14 protein-coding genes, 1 tRNA gene and 1 pseudogene are annotated in these 18,291 nt (G+C 62.3%); 8 read left to right on the top strand and 8 right to left on the bottom strand.

Features of this window, described 5'->3' with window-relative positions; genetic code table 11:
• Positions 1 to 18: 18 nt before the first annotated feature.
• Positions 19 to 774: a slipin family protein gene (locus tag AB5975_11045; protein XDR22292.1), complete on the bottom strand. Its 756-nt coding sequence runs from the start codon at positions 772 to 774 to the stop codon at positions 19 to 21.
• A 2-nt stretch (positions 775 to 776) separates the two neighbouring features.
• Positions 777 to 2,120: a nodulation protein NfeD gene (locus AB5975_11050; protein ID XDR22293.1), complete on the bottom strand. Its 1,344-nt coding sequence runs from the start codon at positions 2,118 to 2,120 to the stop codon at positions 777 to 779.
• 98 nt (positions 2,121 to 2,218) lie between these two features.
• Between AB5975_11050 and AB5975_11055 the strand changes: the two genes are divergently transcribed.
• From AB5975_11055 to AB5975_11065, 3 genes are all read left to right on the top strand, one after another.
• Complete coding sequence (locus AB5975_11055; protein XDR22294.1) at positions 2,219 to 2,677, top strand: aminoacyl-tRNA deacylase; 459 nt, start codon at positions 2,219 to 2,221, stop codon at positions 2,675 to 2,677.
• A 61-nt stretch (positions 2,678 to 2,738) separates the two neighbouring features.
• Positions 2,739 to 2,981: a DUF2789 domain-containing protein gene (locus AB5975_11060; protein ID XDR22295.1), complete on the top strand. Its 243-nt coding sequence runs from the start codon at positions 2,739 to 2,741 to the stop codon at positions 2,979 to 2,981.
• A 69-nt stretch (positions 2,982 to 3,050) separates the two neighbouring features.
• Complete coding sequence (locus AB5975_11065; GenBank protein XDR22296.1) at positions 3,051 to 3,689, top strand: NADH:ubiquinone oxidoreductase subunit N; 639 nt, start codon at positions 3,051 to 3,053, stop codon at positions 3,687 to 3,689.
• Between the two features lie 6 nt (positions 3,690 to 3,695).
• On the opposite strand, the gene AB5975_11070 is transcribed toward AB5975_11065, so the two are convergent.
• The 5 genes from AB5975_11070 to AB5975_11090 form a co-directional block, all read right to left on the bottom strand.
• Positions 3,696 to 4,133, bottom strand: a complete 438-nt coding sequence (locus tag AB5975_11070) for a CBS domain-containing protein (protein ID XDR22297.1) — start codon at positions 4,131 to 4,133, stop codon at positions 3,696 to 3,698.
• Between the two features lie 170 nt (positions 4,134 to 4,303).
• Complete coding sequence (locus AB5975_11075) at positions 4,304 to 6,034, bottom strand: dipeptidase (GenBank protein ID XDR22298.1); 1,731 nt, start codon at positions 6,032 to 6,034, stop codon at positions 4,304 to 4,306.
• 161 nt (positions 6,035 to 6,195) lie between these two features.
• Positions 6,196 to 6,272: transfer RNA gene (locus AB5975_11080), tRNA-Arg, on the bottom strand.
• Positions 6,273 to 6,384: 112 nt separating this feature from the next.
• Positions 6,385 to 7,248: an ABC transporter ATP-binding protein gene (locus AB5975_11085; protein ID XDR22299.1), complete on the bottom strand. Its 864-nt coding sequence runs from the start codon at positions 7,246 to 7,248 to the stop codon at positions 6,385 to 6,387.
• Positions 7,245 to 8,855: an ABC transporter permease gene (locus tag AB5975_11090; protein XDR22300.1), complete on the bottom strand. Its 1,611-nt coding sequence runs from the start codon at positions 8,853 to 8,855 to the stop codon at positions 7,245 to 7,247. Before AB5975_11090 ends, AB5975_11085 begins: the two co-directional genes overlap by 4 nt.
• A 290-nt stretch (positions 8,856 to 9,145) precedes the next feature.
• On the opposite strand from AB5975_11090, the gene AB5975_11095 reads away from it, so the two are divergent.
• Together AB5975_11095 and AB5975_11100 are read left to right on the top strand one after the other, a co-directional pair.
• Positions 9,146 to 10,183, top strand: coding sequence for an ABC transporter substrate-binding protein (locus tag AB5975_11095; GenBank protein XDR22301.1), 1,038 nt, complete (start codon positions 9,146 to 9,148; stop codon positions 10,181 to 10,183).
• A gap of 40 nt (positions 10,184 to 10,223) precedes the next feature.
• A complete protein-coding gene (locus tag AB5975_11100; protein XDR22302.1) occupies positions 10,224 to 11,129 on the top strand; it encodes a TauD/TfdA dioxygenase family protein in 906 nt (301 codons plus the stop codon).
• A 118-nt stretch (positions 11,130 to 11,247) separates the two neighbouring features.
• On the opposite strand, the gene AB5975_11105 is transcribed toward AB5975_11100, so the two are convergent.
• Complete coding sequence (locus AB5975_11105) at positions 11,248 to 12,162, bottom strand: LysR family transcriptional regulator (protein ID XDR22303.1); 915 nt, start codon at positions 12,160 to 12,162, stop codon at positions 11,248 to 11,250.
• A 192-nt stretch (positions 12,163 to 12,354) separates the two neighbouring features.
• Here AB5975_11105 and AB5975_11110 point away from each other — a divergent pair, with 192 nt between their 5' ends.
• The 3 genes and pseudogenes from AB5975_11110 to gabD all read left to right on the top strand — a co-directional run bounded on the left by AB5975_11110 (position 12,355) and on the right by gabD (position 18,120).
• Complete coding sequence (locus AB5975_11110) at positions 12,355 to 14,691, top strand: TonB-dependent receptor (GenBank protein XDR22304.1); 2,337 nt, start codon at positions 12,355 to 12,357, stop codon at positions 14,689 to 14,691.
• Positions 14,692 to 14,708: 17 nt separating this feature from the next.
• A pseudogene (locus AB5975_11115) lies at positions 14,709 to 16,385 on the top strand (aryl-sulfate sulfotransferase).
• Between the two features lie 292 nt (positions 16,386 to 16,677).
• Positions 16,678 to 18,120, top strand: a complete 1,443-nt coding sequence (gene gabD / locus AB5975_11120) for an NADP-dependent succinate-semialdehyde dehydrogenase (protein XDR22305.1) — start codon at positions 16,678 to 16,680, stop codon at positions 18,118 to 18,120.
• The last annotated feature ends 171 nt before the right edge of the window (positions 18,121 to 18,291 follow it).

Consider the following 18,291-nt stretch of genomic DNA (forward strand, 5'->3'; position numbering starts at 1 on the left):
GTAATTGCATAGCGGCCTTTATTGTTTCTGCTTGTCTACCAGCCCCGTCAGCAAGTCCACCGGCATCGGGAAGACAATGGTCGAGGTCCTGTCCCCCGCAATCGCCCCCAGCGTCTGCATATAGCGCAACTGCATCGCCCCAGGCTCCTTGCCCAACATCTGTGCTGCCTGCATCAACTTCTCCGACGCCTGCAATTCCCCCTCGGCATGGATCACCTTGGCCCGCCGTTCGCGTTCGGCCTCGGCCTGCCGGGCGATGGCGCGGACCATCGATTCGTTGAGGTCGACATGCTTGATCTCGACGTTGGCCACCTTGATGCCCCAGGCATCGGTTTGCGCGTCCAGCACCTGGCGAATGTCCGCGTTCAGTTGCTCACGTTCGGCCAGCAGCTCATCCAGTTCGTGCTTGCCCAGTACCGCACGCAGTGTGGTCTGGGCCAACTGGCTGGTCGCTACCAAAAAGTCCTCGACCTGGATGATCGCTTTCTGGGGGTCGAGCACGCGAAAGTACAACACCGCGTTGACCTTGACCGAGACGTTGTCGCGGGTGATCACGTCCTGCGGCGGCACATCCAGCACCACCGTGCGCAGGTCGACCCGCACCATTTGCTGGATCACCGGGATCAGCAGGATCAGCCCCGGCCCCTTGACCTGCCAGAAGCGCCCCAGCTGGAACACTACACCGCGTTCGTATTCGCGCAGGATGCGAAACGCCGACAGCAACAGCATCACCAGCACGATCAGCACGGCGCCGAAACCCATTTGCATGAACATGGTCATTCTCCTTGCGCGGCGGCGGCAGCGCTCACTTGCAGCATGACGCCATGGCGCGCGGTTACCCGCACGTTCTGGCCGGCTTGCAGCACTGTTGCGCACTGCGCTTGCCATTGCTCGCCCTGGGCCAGCACAAGGCCACAGAACGGATTGTCTGGCATTACCTGGGTAACGGTGACCAGGCTGCCGACCAGGCCGGCGTCCCCGCTGACCAGTGCCCGTCGGCGGGCCTTGAGGGCCATGCCTAGTACGCCGCCGATCAGTAATGCCGAGAGCAGTGCCAGGGTGCCGATCAAGGCCAGCGGGATGCCAAAACCGGGGGCGTCTGTATCGATCAGGATCAATGCGCCGACCACGAAGGCAACGATGCCGCCAAAGCCGACCACGCCGAAACTGGGCAAGAAGGCTTCGGCGATCATGAAGGCAATGCCGAGCAGGATAAGTGCCACGCCGGCGAAACTCACCGGCAATAGCTGCAGGGCGTACAGCGCCATCAGCAGGCAGACGCCGCCGACTACGCCGCCCACCGCAGAGCCAGGGTTCATGAATTCGAACAGCAGGCCGTACACGCCAATCATGATCAGGATCAGCGCCACGCTGGGATTGGTGATCACCGCCAGTACCCGTGTGCGCCAGTCCGGCAGGTGTTCGACCAGGCTTGCGTCTGTGGTGTGCAGTTGCTGAGGCTGGCTGGCGACCATGAACGTTTTGCCGTCGAGTTTGCGCAACAGGTCGGGCAGGTCATCGGCAACCTGGTCGATAACGTTCAGCCGCAACGCCTCGCTGGCCGACAGGCTGACGGCCTCGCGCACAGCCTTCTCCGCCCACTCGGCATTGCGCCCTCGCAGCTGGGCAAGGCCGCGGATGTAGGCCGCGGCATCATTGACCTGCTTGCGTGCCAGGGTTTCCTCTTCGCCGTTTTTGCCCTTGTCGTCCTTGCCCGGGCCTGGCGGACCGCCGATTTGCACCGGTGTGGCGGCGCCCAGGTTGGTGCCAGGAGCCATCGCGGCGACGTGGCTGGCGTAGAGAATGTAAGTACCCGCGCTGGCGGCTCGGGCTCCACTGGGTGCGACGTAGGTGGCGACCGGCACGGGGCTGGCGAGAATCGCCTTGATCATCTGGCGCATGGCGCTGTCCAGCCCGCCAGGGGTATCCATGCGGATAACCACCAGTTGCGCGCGCTGCGCCTGGGCCTGGTCGAGGCTGCGTACCAGGTAGTCGGCGCTGGCCGGGCCGATGGCGTCATCGATGCCCAGCACCCACACTGCACCAGGCGCTGCCTGGCCACCTGGCGTGATGCCAAGCAACAACAGCAGCAACACCCAGCACCAGCTGCGGGCGATCACCTGTCGTCACCTCGTTTGCCTGTATTACACAAGTTTAGCCCTGCCTGCCGCGGCCCGGCCTAAAATTGGAGATTGGGGGGCGAAACCGGAGGTGCATCATGCGTATGGCAAAGACCCTGCAGGCCCGCCTGGACAAGGCCAACTGCGACTACGACATCATTCCCCACCCACATTCGGCCACCAGCCTGGAGTCGGCCCGCACGGCCGGCGTGCCCGCCGAGCGGGTCGCCAAGTCGGTGATGCTCGATGACCGTCATGGCAACTACATCATGGCCGTGCTGCCGGCCAACCGGCATCTGGACATGAGCAAGGTTCGCATGTCCGGGGCTTGGCAACTGACCCGTGAAAGTGGCCTGCCAAGCTTGTTCAATGACTGCGAGCGCGGCGCAGTGCCGGCCCTTGGCGATGCTTACCAGATAAAAATGCTGCTCGACCCGAGCCTAACCCGCCAGGGTGATGTCTACCTGGAGGCGGGTGATCACGATCACTTGATCCACATGAGCATGGAGCAGTACATGAAGCTGGTGCCGCACGCCGAAGTGCGCGAGCTGTGCTGATGTTTTCACACCACTGCCAGGCGGGCGTCGTGGACGGCCTACCTGGCGCTTAGGAGGAACCATGGAAGCGCCGACCCATCCCTTTGCCGACCTGTTCAAGCAGTTGGGCTTGCCCGACGATCCCAAGAGCATCGATCAGTTCATCACCAGCCATTCGCCGCTGAAGAATGAAACCAAGCTGGTGGATGCGCCGTTCTGGACCGACTCTCAGCGTGCTTTTCTCAAGGAGAGCATCATTGAAGATGCCGATTGGGCGGTGCCGTTCGATCAACTCAACGAAGCGTTGCGCCGCCCCCGAAAATAAAGCGCCGAGCGGCACCTGACGAGTGATCGGCCGTTGCTATGCTCAGGAAAACAATAAGGGGATAGCGCGATGAAAGATCCCTACGCACCAGGTTTCTGGTGTTCCGTGACGATCCTGGGCACCCTGACGGCCAGTTACTTCTATGGCATCAGGCAGACGCAACAGATGAACCAGGCGGTGCATTTCCTGTATGCCGCTGCCGCAGTCACCGTGGCGGTTGTACTGGTGGCGCTGACCTGGATCGCCTGGCAGCAGTTGCACCTGAACAAGCGCGAAGTGATCCAGGGGCGAACGTTGCTGACCATCTGGAACACCAAGGTGGCGCTGCGCCGCGTCGAAACCGTATTCGACCGGTATTTCTGGGGCAGCTACTGGCATTCGGGGCGCACCTTCGAAGAAGTCATGGGCGAGCTCAAGGGCACACCGCTGGAGCAGAGCCTGGATGCGCTGAAGCGCCAGTGCCGGGTGCTCGATCGCGAAATCCATGACCATCATCACCACTGGCTGGCCAACGCCCGCGACCTGTCCAGCGTGGCCCAGGCCATGGCCCGTGAGCGCTACCAGCTGGACCTGGGCGAACCCACGCACAGCGGCCACGGCAATACGGCAGTACTGAACCGTGACCTGGAAGTGCTGGTGTACACCTGGTCGGCGCGCCTGCGCAGCTTTGACCATCAGCTGGACGAGCTGGAGCGCGCCTACCATTGAAGGGGCTCACTCGCCGCGGATGTACTGTTCCATTTGTTGAATCAGGCTGGCCTGTTCGGCGATGGTTTCCTTCACCAGGTCGCCGATCGACAGCAGGCCGAGCAGTTTGCCGTTGTCGACCACCGGCAGATGACGCAGGTGACGGTCGGTCATCAGGTTCATGCAGAAGTCGAGCTTTTGCTTGGGCTCCACGGTGACCACCGGTGCACTCATGATTTCGCGCACCGGTGTGGCGGCGGAAGAGCGGCCTTTGAGTACGAGTTTGCGCGCATAGTCCCGTTCACTGACGATACCCACCACTTGGTTGCCCTCGACCACGGGCAGCGCACCGACGTTTTTCTCCGCCAGCATTTTCAGGGCGTCGAGCACCGAGTCATCCGGGCCGATGATGTAAACGGTCTGGTGCTGGGACTTGGTCTTGAGGATTTGTTCGACGGTCTTCATACGGGCCTCTGCGGGTGAAAAAAGCGCTGTCTCGGTGTAACTAAAGCATCCGGCACGGCGCTCTGCACGGCAATGCAGGAAACGGCATGGAGTCGATTGAAAAACGTCATGGGTGTTTGCCTGGGCCGGCCTCCTCGTGGCTTTAGCCGCGAAGAGGCCGGGACTGCCAATCAAAGCTTCGGCATTTGCCCGAGCCGTGCCACCATCTCGCTCACTACCTGCAGGTCCAGCATGAACTGGTCCACGGTCTTGAACTCGTTGTCGTTGTGCCCGGTGTATTTCACGTCCGGCATGGCCAGGCCGAACTGTACGCCATTGGGCAAGTCGTGCACCGAGGTCGCGCCGGCCGAGGTGCCGAACTCATGCTTCATGCCCAGGTTCTCGGAGGCCACAGCGAGCAAAGCTTTCACCCATTCGCCTTCGGGGTTGCGGTACATCGGTTCGTCCAGGCTATAGTCGAACGCCACCGGGGTGTGGCTTTGCCGGGTCCACTTGCCCAGTTTGTCGGCCAGTTCATCCTTGATCGTGGCAATGGGTTTGCCTTTGGGGATGCGCAGGTTCACCGCCAATTTCAGGCCCTTGTCATCCACGCCGACAAAGGTCAGCGAGGCGGTCAGTGGGCCCATGAACGGGTCCTTGAAGGCCACGCCGAGCTTGTTGCCAAGGTAGTCCAGGCCCCAGTTGTCGGCCGCGTAGCGGGCCGCATCGGTGAACTGGTTGTGCTTGAGTGGTACCTGCTGGCCAAGGCCGTTGATGAAGTCGAGCATGCGAGCAACCGGGTTCACCCCGGACTCCGGCTCCGAAGAGTGGGCGGAAACACCGGTCACGGTGAGCAACACCTGTTTGCCGTCGGCCTTGGCATCGATGCTGAAGTCGCTTCCGTGCTGCTTCACATACTTGCTGCCGGCTTGCTGCAGGTGTTTGGCCAGCTGTGCCGGGTTGTCGGACACCAGGGTCGCCACCGATGTGGTCGGGATCTGGTTGGTGGCCAGGCCACCGGTCAGGTTGACGATTTCGGCACCCTTGCCCGTGGCCGGGCGCTTGCTGAAGCTGGCCATGACCGTGCCGTAGCCTTTTTCGGCGATGACCACTGGGTAGCCGCCGTCGAGGGCCAGGTTGTAGTCAGGTGTAGGGTTGCGCTCGAAATAGTAGGGGATGGCATCACCGCTGGTTTCTTCGGTGGTGTCGATCAGCAGCTTGAACTGCCGGGCGAGCGGCAAGTTTTCATCCTTGGCTACCTTCAGTGCATACATCGCCACCACGATGCCGTTCTTGTCGTCTTCGGTGCCGCGGCCGTACATGCGGTCACCGACCAGGGTGACCTTGAACGGGTCCAAGCGCGTACCGTCGGCCAGCTTCCAGTTGTCCGGGTTGACCGGTACCACGTCGGCGTGGGCATGGATGCCGATCACTTCCTTGCCGCTACCCAGCGAAATTTCGTACACCCGGTTGTCGATGTTGCGGAAGGCCAGGCCGAAGCTGTCGGCCAGGGCCTTGATCTTGTCGGCGATCTTGAGGAACTCAGGGTTTTCGTACTGCGGCGTGCCCTCGACGTTGAAGGTGGGAATGGCCACCAGTTCGCGCAGGGTTTCGGTTGCAGCCTTGCCGTACTTGATGCGGGTATACAGGCCGAGCAGGCGGTTGATTTCGTCCTGTTGCTCGGCGGCCAATGGTGTGTTGGCCAGGTAGGCGTCGAGGGTTGCCTCGAGGTTATCGGCCTTGGCCAAGTCGCTGCCTTTGAGCTTGCCGAGGAACTGCTTGAAGTCGCTTGGGTCGCTGCCGTCGAAGGCTTTGACGATGGCAGCGGACTGCTGCTGGGTGAGGTTGGCCTGGGCTGGCTGAGTGAACAAGCCGATGCTGGCCAGCAGCAGGGTGGTGGCGGTGAGTTTTTTCAGGTGCATGGTTGCGCGCATTCCTTCGCCAATCATTGTTATGGGTTACCCGTCCGGAAACGGGAAGACGCCCACGCTAACACCAATGACCCGTGGCACGGGAGTACCAGAAACGCGACTTGTCGCACAAACGAAAAAGCCCCGGGCTCAGGCCCAGGGCTTTTTTGATATGGCGCACTCGGCGGGATTCGAACCCACGACCCCTGCCTTCGGAGGGCAGTACTCTATCCAGCTGAGCTACGAGTGCAACGCGCACGCATGATACCCATCTGAATCGGTGACGTCCATCGCCTTGATCTGTAGCTGTTTTTACCTTATTGGTTGTGCAGATCCCTACAGGCCGGAGGCATGCCGACATCTCAGAGGGCGATCAACTCGGGCCTCAGGCCCTCTACACGGCGTGACGGTGGCGGCAGGTAGCCGCCGTCGCCGGTGATCTGGTGCAGCACCTTTTCGCGCAGGCCGTGCAGCGCTACGCCGGAGCGCAAGCGCGGGTGCGGCAGGTCTATGCCCACCACCGATTTGATGCGACCCGGCCGTGGCTCCAGCACCACAACCCGATCCGCCAGGTACGTCGCCTCTTCGGCATCGTGGGTCACCAGCAAGGTGGTGATGCCCGCCCGCTCGCGAATGGCCAGCAATTCGTCCTGCAGTTGCTGGCGGGTCAGCGCATCCAGTGCGCCGAACGGCTCGTCGAGCAGCAGGATGCGCGGGCTGGCTACCAGGCCACGGGCTATCGCCACACGCTGGGCCATACCACCGGACAGCTGGTGTGGATAGGCCGACTCGAAGCCGACCAGCCCCACCAGTTGTACGAATTCATGTACCCGCCGGGCGCGCTCACCTTGGGTGAGCGACTCGTTGGCCAGGCCCAGCGCAATGTTCTGTTCCACGTTCAACCAGGGAAACAGCCGATGCTCCTGGAACACGATGCCACGTTCGCCACCAATACCGCTGACGGCGTGGCCGTCGATGCGAATGCTGCCGCTGTAGTCGGTATCCAACCCCACCAGCAGGCGCAGCAGGGTGGACTTGCCGCAGCCGGAAGCGCCGACGATGGCGATGAACTCGCCCTGGTTGATCGAAAGGTTGAAGTTGCGGATGGCCTCGAGCGGTTGGCCATCGACGCTGAACACTTTGCCCACCCCTTCGAAACTGACCAGGGGCGGGGTTGCGTCGGGCTGGTTGGCCGCGTGCAGGTGCGAAGTGTTGAAGGCGTTCATGCGGTTCTCCAGCGCGTGGCGCGCGATTCAAGGCGTTGTCCAAGGGTGCCGAGCAGGGCGCCGACCAGGCCGATCAACAGCATGGCGGCCATCACCTGGTCCATACGGAACAGCTGCTGGGCACCGATCATCAGGCTGGCGATGCCGCCGTCCGAGGGCATGAAGTATTCGGCACCGATGGTGCCCAGCCAGGCATAGATCAGCGACAGGCGCAGGCCCGCGAAAATGCCCGGGGCCGCACCGGGCAGTACCAGCAGGCGCAAGCGTTGCCACAGACCCAGACGCAGGGTGCGGGCGGCTTCGCCCAACTGTGGTGAGAGGCCGGCGATACCGCGCTGGGTAGCGATCAGCAACGGGAAGAACGCGGCCAGCCCGACGAATACGTGCTTGGCCCCTTCGCCCAGGCCGAACCAGGCGGTGAGCAGCGGCACCCAGGCGAACAGCGCCACCTGGCGCAAGGCTGTCAGGCTCGGCCCGAACAGGCGCTCGGCATTACGGGACAGCCCTAGCACCAAGCCGGCCAGCAGGCCTGCGCCGCCACCCAGCAGCAAGCCGGTCAGGGTGCGTTGCAGGCTGAGCAGCAAGGCTTGTGGTAGCGAACCATCAGCCAGGCCGACCAGCAGCGTGCGCAGTACCTCCAGTGGCGAGGTCAAGATATTCGGGTCGACCCAGCCGAAGCTGCTGCTGGCCTGCCACAGCGCCAGTATCGCCAAGGGAAGCAGCAGGCTTTGCCAGCCACGCGGCACAGCACCGCGCTGGTGTTCCCCGGTGGCCGGTTGCGGCCAGTAAAGCAGGCGATGTTCCAGGGCCGAAAAACTGCGCTCCAGCACGGCACCGACCAGGCCGATCACCAGGATGCACAGCAGCACCAGGTCGAGCATGAACAGCTGCCGCCCCCAGACCATCAGGTAACCGATCCCCTCGCTGGAAGCCAGCAACTCGACCGCCAGCAGTGAGGTCCAGCCGGTGGCCAGTGCCAGGCGTACGCCAGTCAGAAAGGCGGGCAGGGCCGCCGGTAGCAACAGGCGCAGAAACAGCAGATGGCGAGGCAGGCGTAGCGCCGCGGCGGCCTCGCGCAGCTTGGGCTGGGCATCGCGCACACCGACCAGCGTGTGCAAGGTGATGGGGACCACCACGGCTTTCACCAGCACCACCAGCTTGAGCAACTCGCCGATGCCGAAGAACAGCATGAACAACGGGATCCAGGCCAGGGTCGGAATCTGCGCCAGCGCCACGAAGGTTGGCAGCACCAATGTCTGCGCCTGACGCGAAGCGCCCAGCCATACACCCAGCAGCAAGCCGCTGCCGATACCTACCGCCAGCCCCCAGAACAACCGCTGCAAGCTTATCCACAGGTGTTCCCAAAGCTCGCCGGCGCCAAACTCCAGCGCGCTTTGCCACACCAGCGCTGGTGCCGGCAGTATCTGCTCGCTCATCCAGTGCTGCCGGCTGGCCACCTCCCATAGCAGCGCAATCAGCACAGGCAGCAACCACGGCAGAACCCGCTGCACAGAGAGAATGCGGTCCCTGTGGGAGCGGCCTTGCGCCGCGAATGGGCCGCGTAGCGGCCCCCCCGATTCCTGCTCAGCACTCCATTCATAGGCCATTTCCCGAAGCGTTGTTAAGTTATTCACTTATGGAATTAAAAATTAACTTAATCAGCATTCAAGAGATAAGAGCATGCGTCCTCTGCATGGGGAAGCCCCTTGCCGTTGCGTTTTCCTCATATTTTCCATGCGTTTTCCGCAAGCTCCGCTCAGGCCCGCATGCAGCCTGATTTATGCCTTTCAGTTACTAAAAAATGAAGTTTTGATCTTTGTGGGTTCTAACCAGACCTGCCTAGCTTCTGGCCAAAGCGCCGGCCATCGCCGGTGGCAGCCTGCCAAGGAGCCTTGCCATGAAAACCCCGTTGCGTCACCTGATTACCGCCCTTGGGCTGGCGTTCACCCTAAGTGCCCACGCGGCTGAACCGGCCAAGCCAGCAAGCATCCGCATCGCCGTCCCCGACCTGAGCGCCGGCAGCAAGCCCAGCGCCGGTGGTGTGGTCGATGTACTGCGTGACCAGCAATTGCTGGAGAAGGAATTCGCCAAGGACGGCATCCGCATCGACTGGCGCTTTTTCAAGGGTGCCGGGCCGGTGGTGAACGAGGCATTGGCCAACGGCCAGGCTGATTTCGCGTACCTCGGCGACCTGGCGGCAATCGTCGGCAAGGCCAATGGCCTGGATACCCGCGTGCTGTCGGCGGGCGTGCGCGGGGTGAAGAGCTACCTGGGCGTGGTACCGGGCTCTGGCATCAAGACCTTGCACGACCTCAAGGGCAAGCGTGTGGCGGTGTTCCGCGGCACTGCCAACCAGTTGTCGTTCGCCAGCGCCCTGGCCAGCCAGGGGCTGAGCGAGCGTGAGCTGAAGGTGATAAACCTCGATTTCAACGCCGCCAACGCTGCGCTGGCGGCCAAGCAGATCGATGCCACCTGGGGCCTGTCCAACCTGCTATCGCTGCGTGAGCGCGGGCTGGTCGAGCTACCGGTCAATTCGCGTGACCTCGAAGGCGCCGGCAGCACCCAGGCAGTGCTGCTGGGCACCGGCGATTTCATCCGTCAATACCCCGAGCTGGTGCAGCGCCTGGTCAATGCCCAGGAGCAGGCCAGTGCCTGGCTGCGCGACGAACACAACCGTCAGGCATACATCGATCTGGTGGCCAGCAACGCCAATTGGCCGCGCAGCATCCTCAGCGATGACCTGGCCAAGGAAGACCTCGCCCACTACTTCGACCCACGCCTGGACGCCGGATTCGTCGGCCAACTGCAGCAAGGCGTCGACCTGGCTGCCAAGGAGCGTTTGATTCGCCGTGGCTTCCAGGTGGCCGACTGGATCGAACCGCGTTTCCTCGATGCTGCGCTGAAACAGGAGCAGGCCGTGCAGGCCGCCCGCTGAACCATCAAAAACCCCGACAATGACCGCAAGGACCACGACCATGAGCAATGCTGCCCTGGCCACCGCGCCACAAGCCCTTGAACTCGACATTCACCCGGTTGCCGGCCGTATCGGCGCCGAAATCCGCGGGGTAAGACTGTCCGCCGACCTCGACGCAGCTACCGTCGAGGCTATTCAGGCGGCCCTGGTACAACACAAAGTGATCTTCTTCCGTGAGCAGACCCACCTGGATGACCAGAGCCAGGAAGGTTTTGCCAAACTGCTCGGCGAGCCGGTGGCCCACCCGACCGTACCGGTGGTCGATGGCACCAGCTACCTGCTGCAACTGGATGGTGCCGAAGGTCAGCGAGCCAACTCCTGGCACACCGACGTGACCTTCGTCGATGCCTACCCCAAAGCCTCGATCCTGCGCAGCGTGGTGGCGCCGGCATCCGGTGGCGATACCGTGTGGGCCAACACGGCTGCGGCCTACCAGGAATTGCCTGAGCCGCTGCGCGAGCTGGCCGACAAGCTGTGGGCGGTGCACAGCAACGAATACGACTACGCCAGCATCAAGCCAGATGTAGACCCGGCCAAGCTTGAGCGTTATCGCAAGGTATTCACATCGACCGTGTACGAAACCGAGCACCCGGTGGTACGCGTGCATCCGATCAGTGGTGAGCGGGCACTGCAATTGGGGCACTTCGTTAAACGCATCAAGGGCTATTCGCTGGCGGATTCGCAGCACCTGTTCGCTGTGCTGCAAGGGCATGTGACGCGCCTGGAGAACACTGTGCGCTGGCGCTGGCAGGTGGGGGATGTGGCGATTTGGGATAACCGCGCGACGCAGCATTATGCGGTGGATGATTATGGGACCCAGCCGCGGGTTGTGCGCCGGGTGACATTGGCGGGAGAAGTGCCGGTGGGTGTGGATGGTCAACTGAGCCGGACTACGCGTAAAGGTTGAGAGTGCCGGGGCCGCTTTGCGGCCCTGTCGCGACACAAGGCCGCTTCCACAAAAGCACGGCGCACGCCGAGCCAATGTGTAGCGGCCTTGTGTTGCGATCCGGGGGCGAAGCCCCCAGCTACATCTCGGTATCACAGGCAATCAACTGCCTCACCAGCCCTTGCGCCAGCGGCGACAAGCCATACCCCACCCGGCTCACCACTCCATAGCGTGTATGGCACGCTTCTTCCTGCTCCGGCGTCAGGTCCGCCAGCTGCAACTTCACCAGCCCGCCGTCGCGTTGATAAGGCCGCAAATTGGCATTGCAGGCAATGCCGATGGTGTCCGAGTGCATCACCACATTCAGCAGCGCGTACCCATGCTCGCACTCCACCGCAGGCAAGAAGTCCTGCCGCCCACTAAGGTCACTGAGGATCTTGCGGATATTCGGCGGGCGAAAAGTGGTGGCCATCGGATAGTCGAACAGGTCTCGTGCCAGCACGCTCTGCCGCTTGGTCAGCGGGTGCCCGGCGCGGCAGCAAAAATGCCAGCGTTGCGGCGTCAGCTTGTGCACTTGGTAATCCGGGTCAGACTCGAACTGGCGGGTGTCGGCAACGAAAAACTCGATCTCCTCGGCTACCAGCTTGCGGTTCAGCGCCTGCCAGTTGTCCACCTGGAAGCAGGTGCGCGCCGCCGGGAATTCGGCCACGAAGCGCGCCACCGCACGCGGCACCAAACCACCGGCTGGCGCGGGGCCGGAGCCAAAGCGCACCACCCCGGTGGTTGCGCCGTTGAATTGGTGAATTTCGTTGACCAGGTTGTGCGCCCCATGCACCAGCCGCCGCGAATGCTCCAGCACCAGCAACCCCTGGCGGGTTGGCGCCAGTTCCTTGCTGGCGCGGTCCACCAGGCGGCAGCCGATGTTGTGCTCCAGGGTCTGGATGCTGCGGCTGAAAGCCGATTGCGACAGGTTAACCGCCGCCGCTGCCGCCACGAAACTGCGGTGCTCGACAAGGGCAATGTAGTGGCGCAGTTGACGCAGATCGATATGCATTTTCTACATTAAAACCTTCGGTCAAATGCAATTGCTGACAAGGGTGAGTCCCCTTATAAAGGGTGTTACTTATTCCACTAAATATGAATTACAAATATTTATATCACTTAAAAGAATATAAGCCCGTCTGACCGCGACTCGGTTCCGCCAACGGAAATGCTCGCCAGGGCCCATGCCTCAAGGAGCATTTGCATGTCCGGACTTTCCCGTTGGCCTGCGCGCGCGTCGCGTTTCACCTTGCAACCCTTGGCCGCTGGCGTGCTGCTGGCGGCGTCCTCCGGAAGCTTTGCCGAAGCGCCGGTCAGTGCCACCCCGGCGGTGGAACAGGAAGCCAAGCTCGGCACCGTCACGGTCAATGCTCGCCGCCGGGAAGAAACCGCGCAAAGCGTGCCCACGCCGATCAGCGTGTTGGACAGCGAAACCCTGGAAACTCAGCGCATCTACCGCGTGCAGGATTTGCAACAGTTGGTGCCCAGCACCAACGTCGCTTATGTGCATGCGCGCCAGTCGAGCATCTCGATCCGTGGCCTGGGTAACAACCCGGCCAGCGACGGCTTGGAAGGCAGCGTTGGTATCTACCTGGACAACGTCTACCTCGGCCGCCCCGGCATGGCGGTATTCGACCTGCTGGATGTCGAGCAACTGGAAGTGCTGCGCGGCCCGCAGGGCACGTTGTTCGGCAAGAACACCACCGCTGGTGTGCTGAACATCACCACGCGCAAGCCCACCTTCCACCGCGAAGGCAGCATCCAGCAGTCGTTCGGCGAAGACGGCTACCTGCAAACCCAGGGCAGTTTCTCGGGGCCGATCAGCGAGACGCTGGCCGGGCGCATCAGCGCCTATCGCACCGAAGACGATGGCTATGTGAAGAACATCCACAACGGTGACGACCTCAACGGCGGCAAGCGCCAGGGCTTTCGCACCCAACTGCTGTTCAAGCCCAGCGACACCTTCAACCTGCGCTGGATAGGCGAGTACAACGAAGAAGACTCCAACAACGGCATCCTCAGCCTGTACAGCACCGGGCCGACCATCAATGGCGTCAATCGCTACGAAAGCCTGGCCGCCCAGGCGGGCGCGACGCTGGTGTCGGGCAAGGACCGCAAGGTCAATTTCGACGCCGACCAACAGGTGACGGTGTTCCAGGGCGGTACTTCGGTGGAGGCCAACTGGACCTTGCCCAACGACTTCACCCTGACTTCGATCACCGCCTACCGCTGGTGGGACTTCACCCCGCGCAACGACGACGGCCTGAACGTGCCGGTGTTCTACAGTGCCGGTGTATCGGTGCGTGACAAGCAGTACTCGCAGGAAATCCGCCTGGCATCGCCCACCGGTGGTGCATTCGACTATGTGCTGGGTGCCTACTACTTCAAGCAGGACCTGGACAACAAGTCCTTCACCTATTACGGGCCGCAGGCGGATATCTGGAACCTGACCCCGGCCGGTGCGCTGAACAACGTCAACACAATCGGTGATGGGCACATCGATACCGACAGCTACGCGCTGTTCGCCCAGGGCACCTGGCATGTCACCGATCGCCTGGACTTCACCGCCGGTATCCGCGGAACCTACGAAGAAAAGAGCGCCTGGGTGACTCGCGATGCGCCCAGCGGCGGTGCCGCGGTAGATGGGGCCGCTGCCGCCGCGCGCCAGGCCCGGATAGGTGCCTATGATTCGGGCGACCTCAACCAATACAGCTTCAGCCCTTCCGGCCTGTTGGGCCTGAGCTACCGCTTCAGCGAGCAACTGCTGGGCTACGCCACCCTGACTCACGGTGAGAAATCTGGCGGTGTAAACCTGACTGTAGGCGCCGCGCCACGGCTGGGCACCGATTCGCTGCTGGTGGGCACCGAGCGGGTCAACAACGCCGAACTGGGCTTGAAAAGCACCTTGTTCGACGGCCGCCTGCAACTCAACAGCAATCTGTTCTGGGCTGAAGTGCATGGTTACCAGGCCAACGTCTACGACCAGATCAACCGCGTGCAGTACCTGGCCAACGCTGGGCGCGTGCGCTCGCGCGGCCTGGAGTTCGAGGCCACGGCGCTGCCGATTCGTGGCCTCACGGTCAACTTCAACGGTTCGTGGAACGACGTACGCTACACCGAGTACAAGGACGCCCCATGCCCGCCGGAGGTGAGCCTGGCCAATGCCACTGCCACCTGCGATCTGTCCGGCCACCAGGTGGTCGGCGCCTCCAAGTACATCGCCAACCTCAACACCCAATACAAGTGGCAAGCCACCGAGCATGTCGAGCCCTACGTCACTGCCAGCTACGCCTTCCGCTCGAAGGCCGTGGGCACCATTGACGATTCCGATTTCGGCCAGATCCCCAGCTACGCGCTGGTCAACCTTTCCGCCGGTGTGCGCCTGGACCAGGGCGACGGCGTGGTCGACCTGTCGCTGTGGGTGAAAAACGCCGGCGACAAAACCTACTTCACCAGCCTGTGGAACTCCGCCAACGGTGGTTATGCCGGCGTGCTCGGCACCCCACGCACCTTCGGCGCAACCGCCCGTTACGACTTCTGAGCACAAGGAGCTATGCCATGAATGCCAAGACCCAAACCCCTGCACTGCCTGAAGGCGCCTGCCTGACCGCAAAAGTCCCGGAGCGCGACGAAGCGCTGCTCGGCGACGTGGTGGTCAACCCGTACCGCCTGGCGCCGCTGACCGCGATCATCCGCGACGGCGGGCGCAGCCTGAGTGACGCGCATGTCCGTGTGCTGGGGCGCGGTGAGCGGGGCGTGGACATCGTCTATGACGTGTCCGACCGTTCGCTGTGGACCTACGGCGGTATCCCGGTATTTGGCCTGTACCCGGACCACGTCAACCAGGTGGAAGTGACCTACAAGCTCGATGGCGAGCGCATTCGCGAGCAGTACCAGATCTACGCCCCCGCCGTGCGTCTGCCCGTGGTGGCGAAGCAGACTGCTGCGTTGCCAGAGGTGGAACCGGTCAAAGTGGCGCCGGGCTTCGAAAAGCGCCTGTACCTGTTCAACCATCTGCAGGGCGACATTCCGGGCGGCCGCGCCTTCAAGTGGAATGCCCTGGGTGGTGCGGCGGAATGGGACCAGGTGGGCAACAACTGGATTGCCGACAGCAATGGCGATGTGCGCTGGTACCTGGATATCGAACAGATCCACGACTCCAACCGCCGCGATAGCCTGGGCGGCACCATGGGCTTCCAGCAGACCCGCGACGGCAAGCTGATCTGGGGCCAGGGCCAGACCTATTCCAAGTATGACCTGCTGGGCCGACGCATCTGGCAGCGCAGCCTGCCCGACAAGTTCGCCGACTTTTCCCATGAAATCCGCGAAACCAGCAATGGCACCTACTTGCTACGGGTTCGGCACCAGCGACTACCGCCGCCCTGACGGCAAGCGCGTGCGCTCGATCCGTGACCATATCATCGAGGTCAGCGAGGCCGGGGATGTGCTCGATTTCTGGGACCTCAACCAAATCCTCGACCCCTACCGAGGCGATCTGCTGGAAACCCTCGGCAAGGCGGCGATCCAACTGCCGCCTGGGGTGCAGAAACAGGACGAGCGGTTGGCCAACGAATTGGCCGAGGGCGACTTGCCCTTTGGTGACACGCCGGGGGTGGGCACCGGGCGTAACTGGGCACACGTCAATGCCATCGATTACGACGCCGATGACGACAGCATCATCGTTTCAGCACGGCATCAGGGCGTGGTGAAGGTTGGTCGCGACAAGCAGGTGAAGTGGATTCTTGCTTCGCCTCAAGGCTGGCCGCAGCACCTGCGTGAGAAGGTACTGAAACCGGTTGAAAGCGAAGGTTTCGACTGGTCGTGGACCCAGCACACCGCCTGGCTGACCGGCAAAGGCACGCTGACCGTGTTCGACAATGGCTGGGGGCGTGACTTTGCGCCGACCAAGCTGGCGGGCAACTACAGCCGGGCAGTGGAGTACCGCATCGACGAAGCCGAGGGCACGGTCGAGCAGGTGTGGGAGTACGGCAAGGCACGCGGCGACGAGTGGTACAGCCCGGTGACCTCGGTGGTGGCCTACCGGCCAGAGACCGACACCCAGTTCATCTACTCGGCTTCGGTGAACTTCCTCACCCCGAAAAATTGACCACTACCGTGCTCAACGAGGTGCGGCGCGGGACCCAGGAGGTGTTGGTGGAACTGAAGGTACACAGCCGGCAGCCGGGCTCGGTCGGTTATCGAGCACTGGTGATCGACTTGGCCAAGGCGTTCTGATTCATCCCCTTCGGGAGGGCCGTCGGTCCTCCCATCACATTTCCTTCAGTTGATTCGTCTAACCTGTACCGGCCTCTTCGCGGCGGTTCGGCGCCCTGATGAGCCCGCGACGAGGCCGGTTGCCATCATGCGGGATGATGAATTTTCCACTCGGCTGTTCAACCATTCGTTCTTTTTTTCGAACAGCCTATTGTCCAACACCCCAGCAGCCGCTTAGCATTCGTTTGAGATTTCAAACGCTCGATGCCCTGCCTTGGGCGCTTTTCAACAATCAACAATTCGGGAAGCCGACATGCAGCTCAAAGACGCTCAGTTGTTCCGCCAGCAAGCCTATATCAATGGTGAGTGGCTGGATGCGGACAACGGCCAGACCATCAAGGTGACCAACCCGGCCACCGGTGAAGTCATCGGTACCGTGCCGAAGATGGGTACCGCGGAAACCCGCCGTGCCATCGAAGCCGCCGACAAGGCCCTGCCGGCCTGGCGTGCCCTGACCGCCAAAGAGCGTTCGGCCAAGCTGCGTCGCTGGTTCGAACTGATGATCGAGAACCAGGACGACCTGGCTCGCCTGATGACCACCGAGCAAGGCAAGCCACTGGCCGAAGCCAAGGGCGAAATCGCCTACGCCGCCTCGTTCATCGAGTGGTTCGCCGAAGAAGCCAAGCGCATCTACGGTGACACCATCCCTGGCCACCAGCCAGACAAGCGCCTGATCGTCATCAAGCAGCCAATCGGTGTTACCGCGGCCATCACGCCGTGGAACTTCCCGGCCGCCATGATCACCCGTAAAGCCGGCCCGGCCCTGGCCGCTGGCTGCACCATGGTGCTCAAGCCTGCTTCGCAAACCCCTTACTCCGCCCTGGCCCTGGTAGAACTGGCCCACCGTGCCGGTATCCCGGCTGGCGTGCTGAGCGTGGTTACCGGTAGCGCTGGTGAAGTTGGCGGCGAGCTGACCGGCAACTCCCTGGTACGCAAACTGTCCTTCACCGGCTCGACCGAAATCGGTCGCCAGCTGATGGAAGAATGTGCCAAGGACATCAAGAAGGTTTCCCTGGAGCTGGGTGGCAACGCCCCGTTCATCGTGTTCGACGACGCCGATCTGGACAAGGCGGTCGAAGGCGCGATCATCTCCAAGTACCGCAACAACGGCCAGACCTGCGTCTGCGCCAACCGTATCTACGTGCAGGACGGCGTCTACGACGCGTTCGCCCAGAAGCTGGCCGCTGCTGTGGCCAAGCTGAAGATCGGTAACGGCCTGGAAGAAGGCACCACCACTGGCCCGCTGATCGACGGCAAGGCTGTCGCCAAGGTTCAGGAACACATCGAAGACGCCGTTGGCAAAGGCGCCAAGGTGCTGTCCGGTGGCAAGCTGATCGAAGGCAACTTCTTCGAGCCGACCATTCTGGTTGACGTGCCGAAGACTGCTGCTGTCGCCAAGGAAGAGACCTTCGGCCCATTGGCGCCGCTGTTCCGCTTCAAAGACGAAGCCGAAGTCATCGCCATGTCCAACGACACCGAGTTCGGCCTGGCCTCGTACTTCTACGCCCGCGACATGAGCCGCGTGTTCCGTGTTGCCGAAGCGCTGGAATACGGCATGGTGGGTATCAACACCGGCCTGATCTCCAACGAAGTGGCGCCGTTCGGTGGCATCAAGGCTTCGGGCCTGGGCCGCGAAGGTTCCAAGTACGGTATCGAGGACTACCTCGAAATCAAATACCTGTGCATCAGCGTCTGATAGCACGGTAAAGGCTTTACCTCTGCCAGCGGGGCGCGAGAGCGACGTCTCGCTGGCCTTTTTTACATCGCAGTACCTGGTGGCCAGGGCGTTTGCGGCAGTCGATCAACGAATACTGTTCGCGAGCACTCCCAGCCCCCCGAATAAAAGCGCCATTCCTGTCGGCGCAAT

Origin of the sequence: Pseudomonas putida (genome assembly GCA_041071465.1) — a bacterium.
GTDB lineage: Bacteria > Pseudomonadota > Gammaproteobacteria > Pseudomonadales > Pseudomonadaceae > Aquipseudomonas > Aquipseudomonas putida_P.

Bases quoted from the DNA above. Each gene is read 5' to 3' on its own strand.
- AB5975_11055 (XDR22294.1), top strand. From the start codon at position 2,219: ATGCGTATGGCAAAGACCCTGCAGGCCCGCCTGGACAAGGCCAACTGC.
- AB5975_11090 (XDR22300.1), bottom strand. From the start codon at position 8,855: ATGGCCTATGAATGGAGTGCTGAGCAGGAATCGGGGGGGCCGCTACGC.
- AB5975_11075 (XDR22298.1), bottom strand. From the start codon at position 6,034: ATGCACCTGAAAAAACTCACCGCCACCACCCTGCTGCTGGCCAGCATC.
- AB5975_11100 (XDR22302.1), top strand. From the start codon at position 10,224: ATGAGCAATGCTGCCCTGGCCACCGCGCCACAAGCCCTTGAACTCGAC.
- AB5975_11045 (XDR22292.1), bottom strand. From the start codon at position 774: ATGTTCATGCAAATGGGTTTCGGCGCCGTGCTGATCGTGCTGGTGATG.
- AB5975_11060 (XDR22295.1), top strand. From the start codon at position 2,739: ATGGAAGCGCCGACCCATCCCTTTGCCGACCTGTTCAAGCAGTTGGGC.
- AB5975_11070 (XDR22297.1), bottom strand. From the start codon at position 4,133: ATGAAGACCGTCGAACAAATCCTCAAGACCAAGTCCCAGCACCAGACC.
- AB5975_11110 (XDR22304.1), top strand. From the start codon at position 12,355: ATGTCCGGACTTTCCCGTTGGCCTGCGCGCGCGTCGCGTTTCACCTTG.
- AB5975_11095 (XDR22301.1), top strand. From the start codon at position 9,146: ATGAAAACCCCGTTGCGTCACCTGATTACCGCCCTTGGGCTGGCGTTC.
- AB5975_11105 (XDR22303.1), bottom strand. From the start codon at position 12,162: ATGCATATCGATCTGCGTCAACTGCGCCACTACATTGCCCTTGTCGAG.
- AB5975_11065 (XDR22296.1), top strand. From the start codon at position 3,051: ATGAAAGATCCCTACGCACCAGGTTTCTGGTGTTCCGTGACGATCCTG.
- AB5975_11085 (XDR22299.1), bottom strand. From the start codon at position 7,248: ATGAACGCCTTCAACACTTCGCACCTGCACGCGGCCAACCAGCCCGAC.
- gabD (XDR22305.1), top strand. From the start codon at position 16,678: ATGCAGCTCAAAGACGCTCAGTTGTTCCGCCAGCAAGCCTATATCAAT.